The sequence below is a fragment of the Janthinobacterium sp. DSP2-3-3 genome (genome assembly GCF_049897325.1).
In the GTDB taxonomy this organism is placed as follows: domain Bacteria; phylum Pseudomonadota; class Gammaproteobacteria; order Burkholderiales; family Burkholderiaceae_D; genus Janthinobacterium.
The window spans coordinates 167978-187647 of sequence record NZ_JAFCWA010000003.1; the positions used below are offsets into that span (position 1 = coordinate 167978).

Annotated in this window: 16 protein-coding genes and 1 other RNA gene; 10 read left to right on the forward strand and 7 right to left on the reverse strand. The window is 61.1% G+C overall.

Annotation, left to right across the window (positions count from 1 at the left end):
* The first annotated feature begins 111 nt into the window (after positions 1-111).
* The 4 genes from ACP7DE_RS07470 to ACP7DE_RS07485 all read left to right on the forward strand — a co-directional run bounded on the left by ACP7DE_RS07470 (position 112) and on the right by ACP7DE_RS07485 (position 1473).
* Positions 112-375: a DUF904 domain-containing protein gene (locus ACP7DE_RS07470; RefSeq protein ID WP_099378049.1), complete on the forward strand. Its 264-nt coding sequence runs from the start codon at positions 112-114 to the stop codon at positions 373-375.
* The gene (locus ACP7DE_RS07475; RefSeq protein WP_034747344.1) at positions 375-686 is read left to right on the forward strand and encodes a cell division protein ZapA; all 312 of its coding nucleotides are present in this window, start codon (positions 375-377) and stop codon (positions 684-686) included. The genes ACP7DE_RS07470 and ACP7DE_RS07475 overlap by 1 nt, the downstream gene beginning before the upstream one ends.
* A gap of 54 nt (positions 687-740) precedes the next feature.
* A non-coding RNA gene (gene ssrS, locus ACP7DE_RS07480) (6S RNA) lies at positions 741-918 on the forward strand.
* Positions 919-1008: 90 nt separating this feature from the next.
* Positions 1009-1473: an EVE domain-containing protein gene (locus ACP7DE_RS07485; protein WP_426071510.1), complete on the forward strand. Its 465-nt coding sequence runs from the start codon at positions 1009-1011 to the stop codon at positions 1471-1473.
* Between the two features lie 9 nt (positions 1474-1482).
* Here the strand turns inward: ACP7DE_RS07485 and lgt are convergent, their stop codons facing one another.
* Positions 1483-2313: a prolipoprotein diacylglyceryl transferase gene (gene lgt, locus ACP7DE_RS07490; protein ID WP_426071511.1), complete on the reverse strand. Its 831-nt coding sequence runs from the start codon at positions 2311-2313 to the stop codon at positions 1483-1485.
* 79 nt (positions 2314-2392) lie between these two features.
* On the reverse strand, positions 2393-3304 hold the full coding sequence (locus ACP7DE_RS07495; RefSeq protein WP_426071512.1) for a LysR family transcriptional regulator: 912 nt from the start codon (positions 3302-3304) through the stop codon (positions 2393-2395).
* A 186-nt stretch (positions 3305-3490) separates the two neighbouring features.
* On the opposite strand from ACP7DE_RS07495, the gene ilvD reads away from it, so the two are divergent.
* Together ilvD and ACP7DE_RS07505 are read left to right on the forward strand one after the other, a co-directional pair.
* A complete protein-coding gene (ilvD, locus tag ACP7DE_RS07500) occupies positions 3491-5362 on the forward strand; it encodes a dihydroxy-acid dehydratase (protein WP_426071513.1) in 1872 nt (623 codons plus the stop codon).
* Between the two features lie 223 nt (positions 5363-5585).
* Positions 5586-5897, forward strand: a complete 312-nt coding sequence (locus tag ACP7DE_RS07505) for a c-type cytochrome (protein WP_099762392.1) — start codon at positions 5586-5588, stop codon at positions 5895-5897.
* 220 nt (positions 5898-6117) lie between these two features.
* Here ACP7DE_RS07505 and ACP7DE_RS07510 read toward each other — a convergent pair whose 3' ends face one another.
* The 5 genes from ACP7DE_RS07510 to folD form a co-directional block, all read right to left on the reverse strand.
* On the reverse strand, positions 6118-7260 hold the full coding sequence (locus ACP7DE_RS07510; protein WP_426071514.1) for a branched-chain amino acid ABC transporter substrate-binding protein: 1143 nt from the start codon (positions 7258-7260) through the stop codon (positions 6118-6120).
* Positions 7261-7628: 368 nt separating this feature from the next.
* Positions 7629-7982, reverse strand: a complete 354-nt coding sequence (locus tag ACP7DE_RS07515) for a hypothetical protein (RefSeq protein WP_426071515.1) — start codon at positions 7980-7982, stop codon at positions 7629-7631.
* Positions 7979-8416 (reverse strand): DNA polymerase III subunit chi, encoded by a 438-nt coding sequence (locus ACP7DE_RS07520; protein ID WP_426071516.1) that lies wholly within the window; start codon positions 8414-8416, stop codon positions 7979-7981. Before ACP7DE_RS07520 ends, ACP7DE_RS07515 begins: the two co-directional genes overlap by 4 nt.
* A gap of 8 nt (positions 8417-8424) precedes the next feature.
* Entirely contained in the window at positions 8425-10494 is a 2070-nt protein-coding gene (locus ACP7DE_RS07525; RefSeq protein ID WP_426071517.1) for a M3 family metallopeptidase, read from the reverse strand.
* 163 nt (positions 10495-10657) lie between these two features.
* The gene (folD, locus tag ACP7DE_RS07530) at positions 10658-11503 is read right to left on the reverse strand and encodes a bifunctional methylenetetrahydrofolate dehydrogenase/methenyltetrahydrofolate cyclohydrolase FolD (protein WP_426071518.1); all 846 of its coding nucleotides are present in this window, start codon (positions 11501-11503) and stop codon (positions 10658-10660) included.
* 472 nt (positions 11504-11975) lie between these two features.
* Between folD and aceE the strand changes: the two genes are divergently transcribed.
* The 4 genes from aceE (at position 11976) to ACP7DE_RS07550 (ending at position 19649) form a co-directional block, all read left to right on the forward strand.
* A complete protein-coding gene (gene aceE, locus ACP7DE_RS07535; protein ID WP_426071519.1) occupies positions 11976-14672 on the forward strand; it encodes a pyruvate dehydrogenase (acetyl-transferring), homodimeric type in 2697 nt (898 codons plus the stop codon).
* 94 nt (positions 14673-14766) lie between these two features.
* Positions 14767-16437 (forward strand): dihydrolipoyllysine-residue acetyltransferase, encoded by a 1671-nt coding sequence (aceF, locus tag ACP7DE_RS07540; RefSeq protein ID WP_426071520.1) that lies wholly within the window; start codon positions 14767-14769, stop codon positions 16435-16437.
* A gap of 10 nt (positions 16438-16447) precedes the next feature.
* Positions 16448-18223, forward strand: coding sequence for a dihydrolipoyl dehydrogenase (gene lpdA, locus ACP7DE_RS07545; protein WP_426071521.1), 1776 nt, complete (start codon positions 16448-16450; stop codon positions 18221-18223).
* A 256-nt stretch (positions 18224-18479) separates the two neighbouring features.
* Positions 18480-19649 (forward strand): hypothetical protein, encoded by a 1170-nt coding sequence (locus ACP7DE_RS07550; protein ID WP_426071522.1) that lies wholly within the window; start codon positions 18480-18482, stop codon positions 19647-19649.
* Positions 19650-19670: the final 21 nt, after the last annotated feature.

Below are 19670 nucleotides of genomic sequence, written 5' to 3' on the forward strand. Positions count from 1 at the left end.
GCGCCGGAAAAATCGTGTATTGTCCGCCAACTGTCCTGCATTGATGTAAATATGTGTGACAGCGGCGTGATTCGATTGACGCCCATGGAGCGTCCGCCCTATAGTGGCGGGATGATTTCCGAATTCAACGAATTATCCGACAAAATAGGCCTGCTGGCCGAAATGACCCATGCGCTGCGCCGTGAAAACGCGCAATTGCGCAAGGACAATGCCGCGCTGGCCGCCGACAACGCGCAGTATGTGCAACGCATGCGCGAGGCGCAGGAGCGGGTGGAAGCGTTGCTGGAAAAAATTCCCGAACTGGTGCAAGCTGGCCTGGAGCAAGCTGCTTCGGAAGCGGGCGCCTACATTGCCGAGAACGAGAAGGAAGCGTAATGCCGCGTGTCGATGTCAATATCATGGGCCAGTCCTATAGCATGGTGTGCCGCGACGGCGAAGAGCGCGCGCTGCGCGAAGCGGCGATCTATCTCGATAGCAAAATGAAAGCCATCCGCGACGCGGGCAAGGTCAAGGGCAATGACCGCATCGCCGTGCTGGCCGCCTTGGGCGTGGCTGCAGAATTCCTCTCCGTGAAGTCGCCACAAGGTCCGCTGTCGGAATTGACGATACTCGAAGTGAAACAGAAAATCTCGGCCATGCACACAGTATTGGATAGCGCGCTGACGCCCCAGGAAAATCTTTTTTAAGCGCGTACGCTACGATTTTTCTTTGCGATGCGCGATCAAAGGAGTAAACTTGGGTCTACCCTGCGGTGTTCGCGATTGCCATATATTCCTTGAACCATTTATGCGCATCGGTTGCGAATTTTGTTTGATGGGAGTGAGCGTCGCTCGTTCGACGAACCCGAAATTGAACTAACGTGACCACCTTGAACCGTTTGGTTCGGGATGCCGGCATAGCGGCACAGGCGGGGCCCAATTTGCATTGCATTTGTAAGTACAACTGAAAACGGTTGCCGCATCATGCGCAACCGTTTTTTTACGTCTGCCGCTTTCACACGGAGTCTAGATGAAACAATATTGGCTGATGAAATCCGAACCCGATGAAGTGAGCATCGACGACTTGATGGCGGCGCCGCAGCACACCATGCCCTGGTTCGGCGTGCGTAACTACCAGGCGCGCAACTTCATGCGTGATGGCATGCGGCCGGGCGATGGCGTGCTGTTTTATCACTCCAGCTGCGCGCAGCCTGGCGTGGCGGGCGTGGCCGAAGTGGCCAGCGGCGCGTATCCCGATCACAGCCAGTTTGAAGAAGGTGGCAAATATTTCGATGCCAAGGCCACGCCTGAGCAGCCGCGCTGGATCAGCATCGACGTGCGGGGCGTGAAGAAGACGGCGTTGCTGCCTCTGTCCGAGATGCGCCAGATGCCGGAACTGGAAGACATGCTGCTGTTGAAGAAGGGCAGTCGTTTGTCCATCACGCCCGTGACGCCGGCGCAATGGACCGTGATCACCAACAGCTTGCAGGCATAGGGAGGCCGATCAGGCGTCCGCCGGGCGGGCCTTGGTGGGCGGCGTCCCCATTACCTGGCTTTTGTACGCCCACACCAGCAGCGCAATGGCGCCGACGATCATCGGCAGCGACAGCATCTGGCCCGAGGTGATCGGCACGCCCAGCCACACTACTTCCCAGTCCGGCGTGCGGAAGTATTCCGTGAAGAAACGCGCGCAGCCGTACAGCAGGGTAAACATGGCACCGACGGCCATGCGCGGACGTTGCTTGCGCGCATACAGCCACAGGATGATGAACACGAGAATGCCGTCGATCAGCATCTGGTAGAGGGGCGACGGGTGCACGGGATACGGAATTCCCGGCCACTGCATGGCCCACGGCAGCGTTTCCGGCGCAATGCGGCCCGGCAGTTCGGCATTGATGAAGTTGCCCAGGCGGCCGGCGGCATAACCGAGCGGCACCAGCGGAGCGATGAAGTCGAGCACGTCGAACAGGTTGCGGCCCGCCTTGCGGCTCCACAGATACATGGCCAGGATGACGCCGAGGAAGCCGCCATGGAAGGACATGCCGCCATGCCAGACCATGAAGATTTCCAGCGGATTGTGCAGGAAGTATGCGGGGCGGTAGAACAGCACTTCGCCCAGGCGCCCGCCGATCACCACGCCCAGCATGCCGTAGAACAGCATGTCATCAAGGTCTTCCTTCTTCCAGCCCAGCACGGCGATATGCGGCTGCTTGATGCGCACGCGGCCCAGGATAATGAACAGGGCGAAGGCCAGCACATACATCAGGCCGTACCAGTGCACGGCGAGCGGGCCGATCTGGATAGCTATCGGGTCGGGCATCGGGTGGTTCAGCATGGGGTTTCTTTCTTTGTTTAAAGCTAAGGTTGCGTAGTATGGCGGCGCCGGCGGTTTTTTGCCTTAGCGGCCACTTAATTTAAGGGGTGGTGGCGCCGATCTGCTTGCGCAACAGCGCCAGGAAACCCTGCAGCACGGCGGATGGATTGTCGCGGCGCCAGGCCAGGCCCGTTTCCACCAGCGGCGTGGCGTCCTGCAGCGGCCTGTATTCTACGCCCGGGCGCATCAGATTCGATACCGATTGTGGCACAAGCGCGATACCCATGCCAGCCGAGACGAGGCTGACGATGGTTTGCATCTGGATCGCTTCCTGGCCGATCTGTGGCGTGATGCCGGCAGCGCGGAACACGCCCAGTATCGCGTCGTGCAGGGCGGGCGATATCGCGCGCGGGAAGATGATCAAAGGCAGGGGTGGCAGGTCGCGCAGGCGCACGGGTCCCGGCGTGTTCAAGATGTCGAGGCCGGACGGCGCGGCCAGCACCAGCGGTTCGGCCAGCACGGGCAGGTAATCGAGCGCCCCTTTCGCCTTCTCGGGCAGGGGCGGGATCAACAGGCCCGCATCCGTGCGCCCGGCCAGCAATTCGTCCAGTTGCAGGTCGGACGTGGCTTCCTGCAACTGGATCTGCACTTGCGGATAGGCTGTCTGATAAGCGCGCAGCAATGGCGGCAGCACGCTGTAGTCGGCCGAGGAGACAAACGCCAGGCTCAAACGCCCCGCCTCGCCCTGCGCGGCCCTTTGTACCAGCGCGGGCAGATCGAGCGCCTGCGCCAGCAGCCGGCGTGCCTCGGGCAGCAGGGCGCTGCCTGCCGGCGTGAGTTGCACCTCGCGGCGCGTGCGCACGAACAGGGGCGCGCCCAGCAACTCTTCCAGGGCCATGATGGTTTGCGACAGGGGCGGTTGCGTCATGTGCAGGCGCGCGGCGGCGCGGCCGAAGTGCAATTCTTCGGCGACGGTGACAAAGTAGCGCAGCTGGCGCAGCTCAAGGTTCATGCTGGACGTTTCATATGTATTTCCATGCGGTTTGATTGCTGTGATATATAAATCGACTCACAGACACGTGTATCATATATTTGACAGTGGCGCGCGCGCAAGGCAATCTGGCGTACCCCCACTGCATGCAGGGTTTTGTTGAAATCCGTGCTTCAGGCATTATTCATTTCTCGGAAGGTCCCCATCATGCCGCAATACCGCTCCCGCACCACCACCCACGGCCGCAACATGGCTGGCGCCCGCGCCCTGTGGCGCGCCACCGGCATGAAGGACGGCGACTTCGACAAACCGATCATCGCCGTCGTCAACTCGTTCACGCAGTTCGTGCCAGGTCACGTGCATTTGAAAGACCTGGGACAGATGGTGGCGCGCGAAATCGAGGCGGCCGGCGGCGTGGCCAAGGAATTCAACACCATCGCCGTCGATGACGGCATCGCCATGGGCCACGGCGGCATGCTGTATTCGCTGCCCTCGCGCGACCTCATCGCAGACTCCGTCGAATACATGGTCAACGCCCACTGCGCCGACGCCATGGTCTGCATTTCGAACTGCGACAAGATCACGCCGGGCATGCTGATGGCCGCCATGCGCATCAATATCCCCGTCGTGTTTATTTCCGGCGGGCCGATGGAAGCGGGTAAGGTCATCAAGGTTGTCAACGGCACGCAGAAGATCATCAAGCTGGACCTGGTCGACGCCATGATCAAGGCGGGCGACAGCAGCGTGTCCGACGCCGACGTGGCGGAAATCGAGCGTTCGGCCTGTCCTACCTGCGGTTCCTGCTCCGGCATGTTTACGGCCAACTCGATGAATTGCCTGACCGAGGCGCTGGGTCTGGCCCTGCCTGGCAACGGCACCGTCCTGGCTACGCACTCGGACCGCCAGCAGTTGTTCCTGCGCGCGGGCCGATTGATCGTCGAACTGGCCAAGCGCCACTACGAGCAGGACGATTACTCGGTGCTGCCACGTTCCATCGCCACCAAGGCCGCGTTCGAGAATGCCATGGCGCTCGACGTCTCCATGGGCGGCTCGACGAATACTGTGCTGCACTTGCTGGCCGCCGCGCATGAGGCGGAAGTGGAATTCACCATGGCCGACATCGACCGCATTTCGCGCAAGGTACCGTGCCTGTGCAAGGTGGCGCCGATGACGGACAAATACCACATCGAAGACGTGCACCGCGCGGGCGGCATCATGGGGATTTTGGGCGAACTGGCGCGTGCCGGCCTGCTCAATACGACCCTGCCGACCATCCACGCGCCTACCCTGGCCGACGCCATCGCGCAAAACGACATCATGTGCACCGACAACCCTGCCGTGCATGAACTGTTCCGCGCCGCACCTGGCGGCGTGCCGACGCAGACGGCGTTCTCGCAATCGGAGCGCTTCGCTGCCGTCGACATGGACCGCAGCACGGGCTGCATCCGCGACAAGGCCCACGCCTATTCGCAGGATGGCGGCCTGGCCGTCTTGTACGGCAACCTGGCCGAAAAGGGTTGCATCGTCAAGACGGCGGGCGTCGATGAAAGCATTTTGAAATTCTCGGGCAAGGCGCGCGTGTTTGAAAGCCAGGATACCGCTGTTGAAGCGATTTTGGCTGATACGGTGCATGAAGGGGACGTCGTCATCATCCGCTATGAAGGTCCGAAAGGCGGCCCCGGCATGCAGGAAATGCTGTATCCGACGTCGTACATCAAGTCGAAGGGCCTGGGCAAGGCGTGCGCGCTGTTCACGGACGGGCGCTTCTCGGGCGGTTCTTCAGGCCTGGTGATTGGCCACGCGTCGCCGGAAGCGGCCGAAGGGGGGGCCATCGGCCTGGTGGAAGAGGGCGACTTCATCGACATCGATATCCCCGAGCGCAGCATCAAGCTGCGCGTGACGGATGCGCAGCTGGCCGCGCGCCGCGTCGCCATGGAAGCGAAGGGCGATTGCGCCTGGCTGCCGGTCAACCGCGAGCGCTACGTGTCGCAGGCGCTGCAGGCGTATGCGGCCCTGACGACGTCGGCTGACCGGGGTGCCGTGCGTGATCTCTCCCAGCTGAAGAAGCAGAAACGCTGATTTGTTGCATAAGTGCGACGGCCGGCCCCGTTTGACGATGCGGGGCCGCATGTCGTTACATCGCCTTACAAACAACATGGTCATGCGCGCGCAGATGGGGCAGAATATGAATGCCTAATCGTTACTACATTGCGTTACTACATTGAAACGCTTGATCTGGGCTCGTGGTGCATCTGCGGAAACACAGTAAAATGCCGCAGGAAGTAACTTTGGAGAAAAGACAATGAAACGTTTTATGTTGGTGAGTGTATTGACCGTATCGGCTCTGGCATCGCAAGCAGCGTTGGCCAATCCGGACCTGGCGAAAGCAAAAAACTGCATGGCTTGCCACGCGGTGAGCACGAAACTGGTGGGTCCTGCGTATAAAGACGTGGCGGCGAAGTATGCCGGCCAAAAAGACGCGGAAGCCAAGCTCGTGGCGAAAGTCATGAAGGGCGGTTCCGGCACCTGGGGCGCGATCCCGATGCCAGCCAATCCGCAAGTGAGCGATGCGGAAGCCCGCACCCTGGTCAAATGGGTACTGGCACAGAAATAATCTGTGCCGCAGTACCTGCAATCAACGCGCCGGCAAACCCGGCGCGTTTTTTTTGCTGCGCCCGCAAGTTGCCCATACCTTCCAGGGATGCTGCGCGCGCGCCAGAAGTAACTGGTGGCGCGCAAGGTGGGCGATATCGGACCGGCCCTGCAGCGGGCAGCCTGCGCTGCCGCGCCACCTTCGACGCGTTGGTCGAAGGCTTACGTGGCTGAGCAGCCGCTTACTTGATCACTTCCATCTTGGTTTTCTTGCCATCCCGGTAGGTGAACAAGGTCAGCGCGCCATCCTTGATGTCGCCATTGGCGTCGAACGAGATCGGCCCCGTCACGCCCTGGTACTGCACCTTCGCCAGGAACGGCAGGTAGACGGATGGTTTCGACGATTTCGCGTCGGCCATGGCGGTGGCCATGGTCATCACGGCGTCGTAGACGTAGGGCGCGTACAGCTGCACTTCCATATTGTATTTCTGCTTGTAGCGGGCGCGGAAATCGTCCATGCCTTTTTGCTGTGCGCCCGTCACGCCGCCCGCTTCCGCGCAGGTGACCATGTCTTCACCCACGGCGTCGCCCGCCAGCTTGCCCAGCGGTTCCGTGCACAAGCCATCGCCGCCCATGAACTTGGCCTTGATGCCCAGCGCCTTCATCTGACGCAGCATGGGGCCGCCCACGGAATCCATGCCGCCAAAGAAGATCAGGTCGGGATTTTTCGACTTGATGCTGGTCAGGATGGCATTGAAGTCGGTGGCGTTGGCATTGGTAAATTCCTTGCCGACGATTTGCACGCCTGGCGCAGCCTTCTTGGCGCCCTTGACGAACTGTTCCGCCACGCCCTGGCCGTACGCCGTGCGGTCATCGATGACGGCGATTTTCTTCGCTTGCAGCTTGCCCACGGCATACGCGCCCAAAGTGCCCCCCAGCTTGTTGTCATTGGCCACCACGCGGAAGGCCGTGTTGAACTTCTGCTGGGTATATGTCGGGTTGGTGGCGGCCGGCGAAATCTGCGGAATGCCGGCATTGAAGTAAATGCGCGAGGCGGGAATCGTCGTGCCCGAGTTCAGGTGGCCGACCACGCCGTTGACCTTGGCGTCGACCAGCTTTTGCGCCACGGCCGTGCCCTGCTTGGGATCGGCCGCGTCATCTTCGGGCACCAGCACGAATTTCACGGCTTTGCCGTCGATCTTGAAGCCTTTGGCGTTCAAGTCCTCGATCGCCATCTTGGCCGCGTTCTCGTTATCCTTGCCCAGGTGGGAGCTGGCGCCAGAGACCGGGGCGACGTGGCCTATCTTGATGATTTCCTGCGCTCCCGCATGGCCGGCAAAAGCGAGGGCGAGGGCGAGAGGAAGGACTTTGGTCTTGAGCAGCATAAACATTCTCCAATGGATAAAGATACGGCGGCGTCTCGTGAAAACCGCTACGACAGGCGGTACGTGTGAAGAAAGGTACAACAAAAAACAGGCGGCGCAAAGCCGCATTTCGGGCTTTTTACATTTTGTCGCAACAATCACCAAAGTAAGGCGCGATGCACCGATTTCGCAGGCGCGAGCGCACCAAAGAATGGCGTTGTAGAGAATACAGGTGTAGGAGAAGTCGGACCTCAAAGGTCCTGAAACTGACAACACCTGACAAAACCGTAGCGAGCGGAAGGGAGAGGTGGCTAAGAAGCGCAACCGTACTTTAGTACGGTGAGCATCGCAGGCCGCCTAAACCGACGCGCAGTAGGTTTTGACAGGTGTCACTGCAAATGTCCCAGTTCATGGCTGACCGCGTGGGCCACGATCTGTTCCAGCGACTGCTGCAAATCTTCGCGCAGGGCGCCGCGCATGCCGATCAGGGCGTTTTGCAGGGCCGTCTGTAAGATATGGGAGATGCGCTCTTCCAGCAGATGGTCGATCTTGCCTTGCACCTGGTGCAGGATGCGCTGCGTCAGCCGCTGTTCGATGGCGTCCCAGTCGGGCTGCGCCACCGTTGGCGGCAACGCCGGCGTTGCCTCGACAGCAGGTTCGACTGCCATGATGGGAGCCACTTCCGGCCCCAGCAGCACCTCCGTCAGCAGCGGGATGCCCTGGTCGAATGGCTGCTGGCTCATGGTTTGCCCGCTGAGTTGCCCGCCACAAAGTGCGTCGGTTGCACGTCTTGCTGGCGGTAGTGCAGGAAGCGCTGGCGGCCCGCCTGCGCATCTTGCTCCTCCATGGATACGATCTCGAAGACGCGCTGGAACTGCGCGTAGTTGGCGGGCGGCAACTGCGACAGGTTGACGAGGATGTCGTGGTGCGGCAGCTCGGCCGCTTCGTCATCGGTCAGGATGATGGGCGTTTGCGCCGCCAGCGGGTCGCCGGCCAACACGTGCGGCAGGAAATCCGTGGCGGAAATGGTCCACATGGCGCTGTTCAAGGCGTCGAGTTGGGCGCTGTCGGCCGTCAGCACGACGACCTTGTTGCCCGCCATATACGCCTTGCGCGCCAGGCGGCAGGCATACGCCAGCTTGTCCGGCACGTTGCTGTGAAAATCGACGCGGCTCATGGCGGGGCTCAGGCTGCCATGCCGCTATGGCGCAGCAGGGCGTCGATGGACGGCTCGCGGCCACGGAAGGCCGTAAACGACTCCAGCGCGGGGCGCGAGCCGCCGACGGACAGGATTTCCTGCAGGTAGCGCTTGCCCGCTGCCGTGGTAGCGGCCGGCCCCAGCGCCTTTGCCTCTTCAAACGCCGCATAGGCATCGGCGGACAACACCTCGGCCCATTTGTAGCTGTAGTAGCCGGCCGCGTAGCCGCCGGAGAAAATATGCCCGAAGGCATTCTGGAAGCGGTTGAACGGGGGCGGGATGAGCAGCGCGAACTTGGCGCGTACGCCGTCGATCAGCTGCTGCACGCTCTGGCCCGTGCTGGCATCGTAGTCATAGTGCAAATGCATGTCGAGCAAGGAAAATTCCACCTGACGCAGGGTTTGCAAGCCGGACTGGAAATTTTTGGCCGCCAGCATCTTGTCGTACAGCGCGCGCGGCAGCGGCTCGCCCGTGATGGCATGCGCCGTCATGTGCTCAAGTACTTCCCATTCCCAGCAGAAGTTTTCCATGAATTGCGATGGCAGTTCCACTGCATCCCATTCGACGCCGGCAATGCCCGACACGCCCAGTTCGTCGACGGCTGTCAACATATGGTGCAGGCCGTGGCCGAATTCGTGGAACAGGGTGATGACTTCGTCGTGGGTAAACAGCGCCGGCTGAACCTTGCCGTCGACCACGGCCGGTTGCGTGAAATTGCAGGTCAGGTAGGCGATCGGCGTTTGCACGTGTTGCGCATCGGCGCGGCGGCCGCGCGCGTCGTCCATCCAGGCGCCGCCGCTCTTGCCCGCGCGCGCATACAGGTCCAGATAGAACTGGCCGACCAGCTTGCCCTCGCGTTCGATGCGGTAAAAGCGCACGTCAGGGTGCCAGACGGGTGCCGTATCCAGCTTGATCTCGACCGCAAACAAGTTCTGGATCTGGCGGAACAAGCCATCGATCACCTTATGCTCAGGGAAATATTGCTTCACTTCCTGGGCCGAAAACGCATAGCGGCGTTCCTGCAGCTTTTCGGAGGCGTACGGCACGTCCCAGGCTTGCAGCTCGGCGATGCCCAGTTCTTCCCGGGAGAATTGTTTCAGTTCTGCCAGGTCCTTCTCGGCGAACGGGCGCGCGCGTTTGGCTAGGTCTTCCAGGAAAGCAATGACTTGCGCGGGCGAGGTGGCCATTTTGGAGACCAGCGACACTTCGGCGAAATTGCCGTAGCCGAGCAGCTGTGCCTCTTCGTTGCGCAACCGCAACAGGGTGACGATGTTGTGCGTGTTGTCCCACTCGTCTTTCTTGCTGAAGACCGCTCCCTGGTCCGATGCCTTGGTGGCGTTGGCGCGGTAGACGGTTTCGCGCAACGCGCGATTGTCGGCAAACTGCAGGATCGGGTAATAGGACGGGAAGTGCAGCGAAAATTCATAGCCCGCTTTGCCAGCTTTCTCGGCGGCGGCGCGCGCGGCGGCCTTTACATCGTCGGGCAGACCGGCCAGCTCGGCTTCGTTTTCGACCAGCAACTTGTAGTCATTGGTGGCATCGAGCACGTTTTCGGAAAAGCGCGTGGAGACGGCCGCGTGTTCTTCCTGGATGGCGCCAAAGCGCTCTTTCTTGTCCTCGGGCAACTCGGCGCCGCCCAGGCGGAAGTCGCGCACGGCATTGTCGACGATGCGGCGGCGCGCCGGCGACAGGCTGGCGAAATCGGCGCGGGCTTGCAATTGCTTGTATTTGCCGAAGAGGATTTCGTTCTGGCCCAGCTCGGTCAAGAATTCCGTCACCTTGGGTTGGTTGGCATTGTAGGCGGCACGCAGTTCCGGCGTATCGATCACGCTATTGAGATGGTTGACGATGCTCCAGGCGCGGCCCAGGGTTTCGGCGATCTGGTCCTGCGGCGCGACGAAGTTTTCCCAGCTTACTTCTTGCATGGGCGCTTCCAGCCGCGCCACCGTGGCGCGCGCCTGGGCCAAAAGGGTGTCGATGGCAGGCGTGACATGCTCGTGCGTGATCGCGTCGAAGCGTGGCAGTCCGGAAAAATCAAGCAGGGGATTGGTATTCATCGTCGGTTCGTCCATTCTGTCTTTATATCTTCAGGCGGCAACGCCGCCTGCATACTAGAGCGCCTGAAAAACGTTCCTGGCAAGGCGCGGTGCCGAAGACAGTACGAATAGTACGGCGAGGCACTGCAACGTCGCCAGGGGCATTTTCTCAGGTGCTCCTCTTTTAAATACGTTCTGCGGCTTCGACCGTATTCATCAATAACATCGTGATGGTCATCGGACCCACGCCACCGGGCACGGGCGTGATGTGGGAGGCGACGTCTTTCACTCCGGCAAAATCCACGTCACCGCACAGCTTGCCGTCATCGTCGCGGTTCATGCCCACGTCGATGACAATGGCGCCCGGCTTGACCATGTCGGCCGTCAAGGTGTTGCGGCGGCCGACGGCGGCCACGACCACGTCCGCCTGGCGCGTGTACAAGCCCAAATCCGGTGTCGCACTATGACAGATGGTGACGGTAGCGTTCGCTTGCAAGAGCAGCAGTGCCATCGGCTTGCCGACGGTGTTGCTGCGGCCGATGACAACGGCGTGCTTGCCGCGCAAGTCCACGCCCGTGCTTTCGATCAGTTTCATGCAGCCGTACGGCGTGCAGGGACGGAAGCCGGGCAAGCCCGTCATCAGTTCGCCGGCGCTCAGGACGGAATAGCCATCCACGTCTTTCGTCGTGGCGATGGCTTCGATGACCTTGTGCGGGTTGATGTGCTTGGGCAAGGGCATTTGCACGAGGATGCCGTGGATGGCTGGGTCGGCGTTCAGGCTGGCGATGCGTGCCAGCAAGTCCGCTTCCGGCAGGTCCGCTGCATATTTCTCCAGCACCGAGTGAAAACCCACGTCGCCGCACGCCTTGACCTTGTTGCGGACATACACCTGGCTGGCCGGGTCTTCGCCGACGAGGATCACGGCCAAACCGGGCCGGGTGCCCTTGGCCGTGAGGGCGGCGGCGCGGGTGGCGATCTCGCTGCGCAGTTTTTGGGAGAGGGCGATTCCGTCGATCAGTTGTGCTGGCATAGTAGGGAGGCTGTGTGGGAGGGAAAAGACAGATTATAAAGCCGGGCGGCGCAAAGGGGCGGTTTTGGCGCCAAGCCGTTATGTTAAAAAGCGGGCCAGAGACGCGGGCCTGAGAAAATGCCGATGGCGGCGTTGCAGCTCCTTGCCGTACTGGCGTACTGTCTGCGTCGCCGCGCCTTGCCCTCGACATTTTTCAGGCCCGCTTGGCCCGGTATGCCTGTGCGGGCGACCGGGGTGTTAATTCGTTTTGCTGGTGCGCACATCATAGTTTCCGGGCAGAATTTGCGGCAGTGCAGCATAAACTTCATAGAGTGTTTTCACAATGCGAAATGCTATATCGTAATTTGAAAAATACTAAATACGCTGTTAGAATCCCCACACTAAACCGACTTAATAGTAAATAATCAGCGAAATACCGTCCGACAGCGATCCGGAAAATCGGGGTGGGGCGTTCACAAAGGAGACTCAACAGATGTCAGCTCAACTGAACCAGGTAACGACACAGATCGGCACCGACCCGGATATGCAGGAAACCAAGGAGTGGCTGGACGCGCTTGAAGCCGTGCTGGAAAATGAAGGTCCGGAACGCGCGCATTACCTGATGGAGCGCATGGTCGACCTGGCTCGCCGCCGCGGCGCCCAGATCCCGTTCTCCAGCACCACCGCCTACGTCAATACCATCCCCACCAAACAAGAAGCACACTGTCCCGGCAACCTGGAATACGAAGAGCGCCTGCGCTCGTGGATGCGCTGGAACGCCATGGCCATGGTGGTCAAGGCCAACCGCGCCGACGGCGACCTGGGCGGCCACTTGTCTTCGTTTGCCTCGCTGGCGAACATGCTGGGCATCGGTTTTAATCATTTCTGGCACGCGCCAACGGCCGACCACGGCGGCGACCTGCTGTACATCCAGGGCCACTCTTCGCCCGGCGTCTACGCGCGCGCCTTCCTCGAAGGCCGTTTGACGGAAGAGCAAATGCTGAACTTCCGCAAGGAAGTCGATGGCAAGGGCCTGTCCTCGTACCCCCATCCTAAATTGATGCCTGACTTCTGGCAGTTCCCGACCGTGTCGATGGGCCTGGGTCCGCACATGGCGATCTACCAGGCGCGTTTCCTGAAATACCTGCACGCACGCGGCATCGCCAAGACCGACAACCGCAAGGTATGGGCTTTCTGCGGCGACGGCGAGATGGACGAGCCGGAGTCCCTGGGCGCGATCGGCCTGGCCGCGCGCGACATGCTCGACAACCTGGTCATCGTGGTCAACTGCAACCTGCAGCGCCTGGACGGCCCGGTGCGCGGCAACACCAAGATCATCCAGGAACTGGAAGGCGAATTCCGTGGCGCTGGCTGGAATGTCGTCAAAGTCATCTGGGGTCCGGGCTGGGACGCGCTGCTGGCGCAAGACAAGGAAGGCATCCTGCAGCGCGTGATGATGGAAACCGTCGACGGCGAGTACCAGAACTACAAGGCCAAGGATGGCGCCTACGTGCGCAAGCACTTCTTCGGCAAGCATCCGAAGTTGCTGGAAATGGTTGCCAACATGACCGACGACGACATCTGGCGCCTGACCCGTGGCGGCCACGATCCGCACAAGATCTACGCGGCCTTCAAGATTGCCCAGGAACACAAGGGCCAACCGACCGTCCTGCTGGTGAAAACCATCAAGGGCTACGGCATGGGCAAGTCGGGCGAAGCGCGCAACACGGCGCACCAGACGAAAAAACTGGATGACGAAGCGATTCGTGAAATGCGCGACCGCTTCTCGCTGCCTATCCCTGACGACAAGCTGGCCGACATCCCGTTCTTCAAGCCTGCAGACGACGCGCCGGAAATGGTCTACCTGCACGAGCGCCGCAAGGCCCTGGGTGGTTACTTGCCGCAGCGCCGCCAGAAGTCGGAAGAAACCTTGCCTGTGCCTGGCCTGGATGCGTTCAAGAACGTGCTGGAAGCGACGCCTGAAGGCCGTGAAATCTCGACCACGCAAGCGTTCGTGCGCGTCATTTCGACTCTGCTGAAAGACCCGAACCTCGGCCAGCGCGTGGTGCCTATCCTGGTCGATGAATCGCGTACCTTCGGCATGGAAGGCCTGTTCCGCCAGATCGGCATCTACAATCCGAAAGGCCAGTTGTACGAACCGGTCGACAAAGACCAGGTCATGTACTACCGTGAAGACAAGGCTGGCCAGATCCTGCAAGAGGGCATCAATGAAGCGGGCGGCATGAGCTCGTGGATCGCCGCGGCGACGTCGTATTCGACCAACGACCGCATCATGATCCCGTTCTACACCTTCTACTCGATGTTCGGCTTCCAGCGCATCGGCGACCAGGTATGGGCTTCGGCCGACATGCGCGCCCGTGGCTTCCTGATGGGCGGCACGGCTGGCCGTACGACCCTGAACGGCGAAGGCTTGCAGCACGAAGATGGCCACAGCCATATCTTCGCCGCGACCATCCCGACCTGCATGCCGTACGACCCGACCTTCAGCCATGAAGTCGCCGTCATCATCCAGGACGGCCTGCGCCGCATGATCGCCAACCAGGAAGATGTGTTCTACTACATCACGATCATGAACGAGAACTACGCCCAGCCAGGCATCAAGCCAGGCCAGGAAGAAGGCATCCTGAAAGGCATGTACAAGCTGCAGGAAGGCCAGGCTGACGCCAAGCTGCGCGTACAACTGATCGGCTGCGGCACCATCCTGCGCGAATCGATCTTCGCCGCTGAATTGCTTGCCAACGACTGGGGTGTGGCTGCGGACGTGTGGTCGGCGCCGTCGCTGACCCTGGTGGCCCGCGATGGCCAGGATGCCGAGCGCTGGAATATGGTCAACCCGTCGAAACAGCAGCGCGTGCCGTACGTGACGTCGCTGTTGCAGGACACGGACGGCCCGATCGTCGCCACGACCGACTACATGCGCGCGTTTGCAGAACAGATCCGCGCCTTCATGCCGAAGGGCCGCACTTATAAAGTGCTGGGCACCGATGGCTTTGGCCGCTCGGACAGCCGCGCCAAGCTGCGCGAGTTCTTCGAAGTGAACCGTTATTATGTCACCGTGGCCGCGCTCAAATCGCTGGCTGACGAAGGCAAGATCGACGTGTCGGTGGTGGAGCAGGCGATCGCCAAGTATGGCATCGACGCGAACAAACCGAATCCGGTGACCCAGTAATCGTTGTGCGGACCCGATGATGCCAGGGCGGTGCGAAAGTGCCGCCCTGGCGTGTGTGCGGGTCCATCTGACAAATAAAATAACGGAGCAAGCTATGAGCATTGTGGAAGTCAAAGTCCCGGATATCGGCGATTTCAAGGAAGTCGAGATCATTGAACTGATGGTCAAGCCAGGCGACACGGTCAAGGTCGACCAGTCCCTGATCACGGTCGAATCGGACAAAGCCAGCATGGAAATTCCATCGAGCCACGCCGGTGTCGTCAAGGAATTGAAAGTCAACGTGGGCGACAAGATCGCCGAAGGTTCGCTGGTCCTGCTGCTGGAAGTGGCGGACGACGCCTCGGCGCCTACGCCTGCCGCCGCTGCTGCCCCGGCGGCAGCACCTGCAGCTGAAGCCGCCCCCGCTGCTGCGCCAGCACCTGCCGCCGCACCCGCTGCCGCTGGCGGTCTGGTCGAAGTGACCGTGCCCGATATCGGCGACTTCAAGGAAGTCGAAGTCATCGAACTGATGGTCAAGGTCGGCGACGCGATCAAGGTCGACCAGTCGCTGCTGACAGTTGAATCGGACAAGGCCAGCATGGAAATTCCATCGAGCCACGCCGGTATCGTCAAGGAATTGAAAGTCAAGGTTGGCGACAAGGTTGCCAAGGGTTCGCTGGTGCTGGTCGTGGAAACGACCGGTGGCGCTGCCGCTCCTGTTGCTGCCCCTGCCGCCGCTCCTGCACCGGCCGCGCAAGCCGCTGCCGCGCCAAGCGCCGCCGTCGCTTCGGCACCGGTCGCCGCTGCTGCCCCTGCCGCCGCACCTGCCGCAAATGGCAAGCTGGCGCACGCGTCGCCATCGATCCGCAAGTTCGCGCGCGAATTGGGCGTGGACCTGACCCGCGTGGGCGGTTCCGGTCCGAAGGGCCGCATTACCCAGGAAGACGTGCAGAACTTCGTCAAGGGCGTGATGTCGGGCGCCGTTGCCGCACCAGGTGCTGCCAATGCGGCCCCTGTCGCCAAGGCCGGTTCCGGCGTGGGCCTGGACTTGCTGCCATGGCCGTCGCTGGACTTCAGCAAATTCGGCACGACCGAATTGCTGCCGCTGTCGCGCATCAAGAAAATCTCGGGCCCCAATTTGCACCGCAACTGGGTCATGATCCCGCACGTCACGCAGTTCGACGAAGCGGACGTGACGGACCTGGAAGCGTTCCGCGTCGACACCAACGCGGCCAATGCGAAGAACAAGGATGCGGCCAAGCTGACCATGCTGGCCTTCGTCATCAAGGCCTCCGTCGCCGCGCTGAAGAAATTCCCCGCGTTTAACGCGTCGCTCGACGCCAAGGGTGAAAACCTGATCCTCAAGCAGTACTACAACATCGGCTTCGCCGCCGACACGCCGAATGGCCTGGTAGTACCGGTGATCAAGGGTGCGGACCAGAAGTCGGTCTCGCAGATCGCCCGCGAAATGACGGAGCTGTCGCTGCAGGCGCGCGAAGGCAAGCTGAAACCGGCCGACATGCAGGGCGCCAGCTTCACGATTTCGTCCCTGGGCGGCATCGGCGGCACGCACTTCACGCCTATCGTGAATGCGCCGGAAGTGGCCATTCTGGGTCTGTCGAAAGCCTCGATCAAGCCGGTATGGGATGGCAAGGCCTTCCAGCCACGCTTGATGATGGGCACCTCGCTGTCCTACGACCACCGCGTGGTCGATGGCGCGATGGGCGCGCGATTCTCCGTGTACCTCGGCGAAGTCCTGGCCGACATGCGCAAAATTCTGCTGTAAGGAGCGATTGATGAGCACAGTAGAGGTAAAAGTACCGAATATCGGCGATTTCAAGGAAGTCGAAGTCATCGAATTGATGGTCAAGGTGGGCGACACCATCAAGGTGGACCAGTCGCTGATCACGGTCGAATCGGACAAGGCCAGCATGGAGATTCCTTCGACCCACGCGGGCGTCGTCAAGGAAATCAAGGTCAAGGTTGGCGACAAGATCGCCGAAGGCAGCGCGCTGCTGGTGGTGGAAGCGACTGAAGGCGCGGCAGCTGCCGTGCCAGCACCTGCGGCGGCCGCTCCGGTAGCCGCAGTCGCTGCAGCACCGGCGGCACCTGTCGCCGCCATCCCGGCCGGCAATTACAGCGGCCAGGTTGACATCGATGTCGACATGATGGTGCTGGGCGGCGGTCCTGGCGGTTATTCGGCGGCGTTCCGCGCGGCCGATCTGGGCCTGAGCACCGTGATCGTCGAGCGCTACGCCACCCTGGGCGGCGTGTGCCTGAACGTGGGCTGCATCCCGTCGAAGGCGCTGCTGCACGTCGCTTCCGTCATCGATGAAACGGCGCACATGTCCAACACGGGCGTGACGTTTGCCAAGCCGAGCATCGACATCGACCAGGTGCGCAAGTACAAGGAAGGCGTCATCTCGAACATGACGGGCGGCCTGGCCGGCATGGCCAAGGCGCGCAAGACGCAAGTCGTCACCGGCGTGGGCCAGTTCCTCAGCGCGAACCACATCGAAGTGACGGCAGCTGACGGCTCCAAAAAAGTCGTGCAGTTCAAGCAAGCCATCATCGCCGCCGGTTCGTCCGTGGTGAAACTGCCGTTCGTGCCGGAAGACCCGCGCATCGTCGATTCGACGGGCGCGCTGGAATTGCGCCAGATCCCGAAACGCATGCTGGTCATCGGCGGCGGCATCATCGGCCTGGAAATGGCCACCGTGTATTCCACCTTCGGCGCGCGCATCGACGTGGTTGAAATGATGGATGGCCTGATGCAGGGCGCCGACCGCGACGCCGTCAAGGTGTGGCAGAAGTTCAACGAGAAGCGCTTCGACAACATCATGACCAAGACCAAGACGGTGGCCGTCGAGGCGTTGCCGGAAGGCATCAAGGTCACGTTCGAAGCGGCTGAAGCGGGCGCCACGGCGCCAGCACCGCAAGTCTATGACCTGGTGCTTGTCGCCGTGGGCCGCAGCCCGAACGGCAAGAAGATCGCCGCCGACAAGGCCGGCGTGAGCGTCACGGACCGCGGCTTCATCGAAGTCGACAGCCAGATGCGCACCAATGTGCCGAACATCTTCGCCATCGGCGACCTGGTGGGCCAGCCGATGCTGGCGCACAAGGCCGTGCATGAAGCCCACGTGGCAGCGGAAGCTGCAGCCGGCCAGAAGTCGCACTTCGACGTCAAGGTGATTCCATCGGTTGCCTACACGGACCCGGAAGTGGCATGGGCCGGCATCACGGAAGACGAAGCTAAAGCCAAGGGCATCAAGGTCGAGAAGGGTCACTTTCCTTGGGCAGCTTCCGGCCGCGCTGTGGCCAATGGCCGCGCCGAAGGCTTCACCAAACTGCTCTTCGACGCGGAAACGCACCGCATCATCGGCGGCACCATCGTCGGCACGCATGCGGGCGACATGATCGGCGAGATAGCACTGGCCATTGAAATGGGCTGCGACGGCACCGACATCGGCAAGACCATCCACCCGCACCCGACGTTGGGCGAGTCGATCGGTATGGCGGCCGAAGTGTACGAAGGCGTGTGCACCGACTTGCCGCCACCGCGCAAGCGCTGATAAAGAGTTAACTTTCAGTATAAAAAAGCCGGGACATGTTCCCGGTTTTTTTATTTCCCTTGACCTGCGGCATAGTAAAACGTGGCGCAGCGGTGTCTTGTGAAAATTGGTGAGTATTGCCGTGTGGAAAAAGTGGCAGAATGGAGGTCTGTAACCATGTTTTTCTTTTGCTTCAACGGAAGCGTGTGATTTTTCCAGGAATGTTGCCAGCGTGGGATATGGTCAAATTCCGCTGTACTGAGAAAGTTTTGCAACAATGAAAAAATTTACCGCCCTTCATATTGCCGATGTTCGTTTGCGTCGGGCTGATGAGCAAGAGCAAGCCGTGATGCTGCATGCCTTGTACCAGGATGTGGCTGATATTCTGGCGGCGGGCAATCAGATCGATGCGATTTTCTTCACGGGCCAGCTGGTGGCGCTGGACGCCTGTGCCGGCACGACGCCCCTGTATGTCTACGAATATTTCCTGCGCCCCTTGCTCCAGGCGGCCAGCTTGCCCGGTGCGCGTTTCTACCTGGTGCCGGGCAGCCGCGTGCAGGGTGTCGCGGCTGCGGCACTGGGCAATGCCGGCTTCAGTTTTTTCTCCGCCGATGAGCACGCCAGTGCCGAGCAGCGCGCGCACTACAAGAATATCCACGCCGTGTTCCACGGCCACCAGCATACGGGTGACGCCAGTTCGCTGATGAAGTCGCTAGGCATCCTGTTCAAGAGCAATCCCGGCAGCCTGTACGGTGCGCCTGGCCAGATGGCGGCGTTTTCCGTGCTCGAGTTCGGCGCGGGCGGGGCCGATGGCGACGCGCCAGGCACGCAGTGGAAGGTCTCCCTGCACGAGTTCGACGAAGTGAGCAAGAATTTCGCCCTGTCTGTGCTGTACACGCCGAATGGCCAGGAAACGGGGCAGATGGACGCCGAATATGTGTTTGCCACCTTGCTGCCGCAGCTGGCAGGCGAACGCGCCTATTTCGATGGCTTGCTGGGCAAGGCCGGCGCGCAGCAATGTGAGGACGCTGGGGTGGCTGCCGATGTGCGTGAATTCCTGATCGAGCTGGCGTTCGTGATGTTTGAAGGCAAGACCCTGTTCCTTGGCGAAGCCGAACTGCAGCGTTTTGCCAGCGACTATTGTGGCGTGAAGGGCTGGAACATGGCGGCAAGGGACTGGCTGACGCCACTGTATGCGCATGGCTTGCTGCTGCTGGCCGATGGCCAGGTGGCGTTTTCCTTCGATTACTTCCGTACCTACTTCCTGGCGCAGCGCTTTGAAACTTCGTTCGACCTGATGCGCTATGGCCCGCAACGCCATGATGGAAGTGAGTCTTCACTTGGTCTTGGCGACGCGTCGGCGGCCCAGCCTTTCCTGCGTGCGCTGGGCTTGAACGAGGAACACGCTGCAGCGGCGGTGCCGGAAGATTGTAGCCGCCCTGGCTGACTTCCCCGTCAATCCGCCCTG

Bases quoted from the DNA above. Each gene is read 5' to 3' on its own strand.
- ACP7DE_RS07470 (WP_099378049.1), top strand. From the start codon at position 112: ATGATTTCCGAATTCAACGAATTATCCGACAAAATAGGCCTGCTGGCC.
- ACP7DE_RS07475 (WP_034747344.1), top strand. From the start codon at position 375: ATGCCGCGTGTCGATGTCAATATCATGGGCCAGTCCTATAGCATGGTG.
- ACP7DE_RS07485 (WP_426071510.1), top strand. From the start codon at position 1,009: ATGAAACAATATTGGCTGATGAAATCCGAACCCGATGAAGTGAGCATC.
- lgt (WP_426071511.1), bottom strand. From the start codon at position 2,313: ATGCTGAACCACCCGATGCCCGACCCGATAGCTATCCAGATCGGCCCG.
- ACP7DE_RS07495 (WP_426071512.1), bottom strand. From the start codon at position 3,304: ATGAACCTTGAGCTGCGCCAGCTGCGCTACTTTGTCACCGTCGCCGAA.
- ilvD (WP_426071513.1), top strand. From the start codon at position 3,491: ATGCCGCAATACCGCTCCCGCACCACCACCCACGGCCGCAACATGGCT.
- ACP7DE_RS07505 (WP_099762392.1), top strand. From the start codon at position 5,586: ATGAAACGTTTTATGTTGGTGAGTGTATTGACCGTATCGGCTCTGGCA.
- ACP7DE_RS07510 (WP_426071514.1), bottom strand. From the start codon at position 7,260: ATGCTGCTCAAGACCAAAGTCCTTCCTCTCGCCCTCGCCCTCGCTTTT.
- ACP7DE_RS07515 (WP_426071515.1), bottom strand. From the start codon at position 7,982: ATGAGCCAGCAGCCATTCGACCAGGGCATCCCGCTGCTGACGGAGGTG.
- ACP7DE_RS07520 (WP_426071516.1), bottom strand. From the start codon at position 8,416: ATGAGCCGCGTCGATTTTCACAGCAACGTGCCGGACAAGCTGGCGTAT.
- ACP7DE_RS07525 (WP_426071517.1), bottom strand. From the start codon at position 10,494: ATGAATACCAATCCCCTGCTTGATTTTTCCGGACTGCCACGCTTCGAC.
- folD (WP_426071518.1), bottom strand. From the start codon at position 11,503: ATGCCAGCACAACTGATCGACGGAATCGCCCTCTCCCAAAAACTGCGC.
- aceE (WP_426071519.1), top strand. From the start codon at position 11,976: ATGTCAGCTCAACTGAACCAGGTAACGACACAGATCGGCACCGACCCG.
- aceF (WP_426071520.1), top strand. From the start codon at position 14,767: ATGAGCATTGTGGAAGTCAAAGTCCCGGATATCGGCGATTTCAAGGAA.
- lpdA (WP_426071521.1), top strand. From the start codon at position 16,448: ATGAGCACAGTAGAGGTAAAAGTACCGAATATCGGCGATTTCAAGGAA.
- ACP7DE_RS07550 (WP_426071522.1), top strand. From the start codon at position 18,480: ATGAAAAAATTTACCGCCCTTCATATTGCCGATGTTCGTTTGCGTCGG.